The following is a 2,848-nucleotide window of genomic DNA, read 5'->3' on the forward strand; positions in this document are numbered from 1 at the left end:
CCGCGCCCGAGCTGCGCAGCTCACGCAGCTCCGTCTCGGCGGTCTGAAGGCTCGTCAGCGCCTTGGCGCCCATGGGATAACAGCGCCACTTACCCTCTTCTCGCACGACGGCAACGCCGAAGCCGTCCGGTGCGTCCGCGGACGGCCCTTGCGCTGGAGCGCGCTGTGCTCCCATGGGCGCCTACGCTAGTCGCTGACCAGCCCAACTGACCAGACGGAACACCGCCGCCCGACAAAAGTGTGCAAACCTTAGACAGTGGCGCACCCTGGATCCAAGACGCCCGTCTGCGTGCTCGGGCTGGGCCTGATCGGCGGCTCGATCATGCGGGCCGCCACCGCGGCCGGCCGCGACGTGTTCGGCTACAACCGATCGGTCGAGGGCGCGCACGCGGCCACGGCCGACGGCTTCGACGCCAGCACCGATCTCAGCCACACCCTGACCCGGGCCGCCGACAGCGGTGCGCTGATCGTCGTCGCCGTGCCGATGCCGGCGTTGGCGGGCATGCTCGCCCACATCAGCGAGCTGGCCCCCAGTTGCCCGCTGACCGACGTCACCAGCGTCAAGAGCGCGGTGCTACGAGAAGTGACCGCGGCCGGTCTGCTGGAGCGCTTCGTCGGCGGCCACCCCATGACGGGCACCGCGGACTCGGGATGGGCCGCCGGATACGCCGGACTGTTCACCCGGGCCCCGTGGGTCATCAGCGTCGACGACCACGTCGACCCCGTGGTGTGGTCGATGGTGATGACGCTGGCGCTGGATTGCGGCGCGCTGGTGGTACCGGCCAAATCGGACGAGCACGACGCCGCGGCGGCCGCCATCTCGCACCTGCCGCACCTGCTCGCCGAGGCGCTGGCGGTCACCGCGGGCGAGGTCCCGCTGGCGTTCGCGCTCGCGGCCGGCTCGTTCCGTGACGGCACCCGAGTCGCCGGCACCGCCCCCGACCTGGTCCGGGCGATGTGCGAGGGCAACTCCGAGCAGCTGCTCCCGGCCGTCGACCAAGTCATCGGGTTGCTGGCCCGCGCCCGCGACTCGCTGGCCAGCCACAACTCACTGGCCGACCTCATCGACGCCGGCCACGCCGCGCGGACGCGTTACGACAGCTTCCCGCGCTCCGACATCTTCACGGTCGTCATCGGCGAGGAGAAGTGGCGCGAGGAACTGGCCGCCGCGGGCCGGGCGGGCGGGGTGATCAGATCCGCTCTGCCAAGCTTGGGTAATCCACAATGAAGCCGTCCTCGTCGACGCTCACGGTGGTGTCGGCGACGGGAGAGCGCAACTTGATTCCGTCGAGACGGCCCTCGCTGGTGTAGCTGACGGTCGCCGCGGTGACGTTCATGTCGGGCACGTTCACGTAGACCATGGGCAGCGTCACCGTGTCCGCCCGTTCGTGCAGCGCGAGGCGCCGGATCGGCAGCGCGTTGAAGAACGGGCTGAACACCACGTCGACGTCGAGCGCGCCGTTGTATCCGGCGCGCCGCTCCCCCTGGTGGTCGGTGATCAGCCACATGTTTTCCTCGTCGCGGGCGATGGAGAGCACGCGCTCGCGCTCGGCCAACGTCACGGTCAACCCGAGCCGCTTGGTGGCGCCGGTCTCGTCGGTCTGCAGGTCGTAGTAGGCGCCGAACGCCGGATTGGTCGGGGTGGCGGCGGCGACGATGCGCCCGTTAGCCCTCATCCGCTTGTTGGACAACTGGATTCGTACCGATTCCATGCGCGAGATGTCCTGTGCGCGCCAGGTCAACATCGCCTGCCATACGCGCCGGGCGGGGTCGGAGGGGGCCGTGTTCACTCTTCTACCGTAAAACTTGTCCACCGACGGCGGCACGTTTGTCGACAAGTGCGGTCGGCGTCACGTGGTCGCGCCGCCGTACCCGCCCGCGTAACCGGCCGGTACCGGGCGCCGACGCCCACACCGCGAGCGCCAACAGGCCGTCGAGGATCAGCGCCAATGCCGCCACCATCAGCGCGCCGACCAGCGCGAGGTGGAACTCGCGCTCCTTGATCCCGTCGATCAGGTATCGGCCCAGGCCGCCGAGACTCGCGTAGGCGGCGACGGTTGCAGTGGCGACCACCTGCAGCGTCGCGTTGCGCAGCCCGCCCAGGATCAGCGGCAGCGCGTTGGGTATCTCCGCGCGAAGCAGCACCTGCGCCTCCGTCATGCCCATCGCGCGGGCGGCGTCGACGACCGTCGGCTCGACGTTGGCGATGCCCGCATAGGTGCCGGCCAGCAGCGACGGGACGCCCAGCAACATCAGGGCGACCAGCGGCGGCCCCAAACCCAGCCCGAACAGCAGCACCCCCAGCAGCAGCACGCCCAGCGTCGGCAGGGCCCGCAGGCCGTTGACGGCGCCGACCACCAGGAGCGTGCCGCGCCCGGTGTGCCCGATGATCAGCCCGACCGGAACGGCGATCAAGGCCGACGCGCCCACCGCGATCGCCGTGTACTCCAGGTGTTCGAGAATGCGCGATGCCAGCCCGACGGGACCGGTCCAGTTGTCCGCGGTCAGGAGGTAGGACAGGGCCTGCTGCACGAAGTTCATCGCGCGCCGCCCACGACAGGGGCCACCACCGACCGGCGGCGCGGCGTGCGCCCGGCCCGCTCCCACGGCGTGGCCAGCCGGCCCGCCAGGACGATGAGCGCGTCGATGGCGATCGCGAGCACGAACAGCGCGATGATGCCGGCGACGATCTGATCGCTCTTGTCGGTCTGGTAGCCCTCGGTGAACCAGGTGCCCAGGCCGCCGATGCCGATCACCGAACCCACCGAGACCATCGCGATGTTGGTCACCACCACGACGCGCAGCCCGGCGACGAGCACCGGAATGGACAGCGGCAGTTCGACTTTCA

4 protein-coding genes and 1 pseudogene are annotated in these 2,848 nt (G+C 70.2%); 1 reads left to right on the top strand and 4 read right to left on the bottom strand.

Annotated elements, in window-relative coordinates; translation table 11 throughout:
- Window positions 1-175: pseudogene (locus tag A5706_RS32085) on the bottom strand (tRNA adenosine deaminase); the annotation flags it as partial.
- Window positions 176-289: 114 nt separating this feature from the next.
- Here A5706_RS32085 and A5706_RS07325 point away from each other — a divergent pair.
- A complete protein-coding gene (locus tag A5706_RS07325) occupies window positions 290-1,228 on the top strand; it encodes a prephenate dehydrogenase (protein ID WP_068128663.1) in 939 nt (312 codons plus the stop codon).
- Here A5706_RS07325 and A5706_RS07330 read toward each other — a convergent pair.
- The 3 genes from A5706_RS07330 to A5706_RS07340 form a co-directional block, all read right to left on the bottom strand.
- The gene (locus tag A5706_RS07330; RefSeq protein WP_082964237.1) at window positions 1,191-1,790 is read right to left on the bottom strand and encodes a putative glycolipid-binding domain-containing protein; all 600 of its coding nucleotides are present in this window, start codon (window positions 1,788-1,790) and stop codon (window positions 1,191-1,193) included. The two genes, A5706_RS07325 and A5706_RS07330, sit on opposite strands and share 38 nt — an antisense overlap.
- A 4-nt stretch (window positions 1,791-1,794) precedes the next feature.
- Window positions 1,795-2,541 (bottom strand): ABC transporter permease, encoded by a 747-nt coding sequence (locus A5706_RS07335; protein ID WP_068128661.1) that lies wholly within the window; start codon window positions 2,539-2,541, stop codon window positions 1,795-1,797.
- A partial coding sequence (locus A5706_RS07340; protein WP_156767000.1) for an ABC transporter permease subunit occupies window positions 2,538-2,848 on the bottom strand: 311 nt, incomplete at its 5' end. The genes A5706_RS07340 and A5706_RS07335, both read right to left, overlap by 4 nt.

It is taken from the genome of Mycobacterium sp. E796 (assembly GCF_001672815.1).
In the GTDB taxonomy this organism is placed as follows: Bacteria; Actinomycetota; Actinomycetes; order Mycobacteriales; family Mycobacteriaceae; genus Mycobacterium.

What these genes read in the sequence shown, in the direction of transcription:
- A5706_RS07335 (WP_068128661.1), bottom strand. Translation starts at nt 2,541, where the DNA reads ATGAACTTCGTGCAGCAGGCCCTGTCCTACCTCCTGACCGCGGACAAC.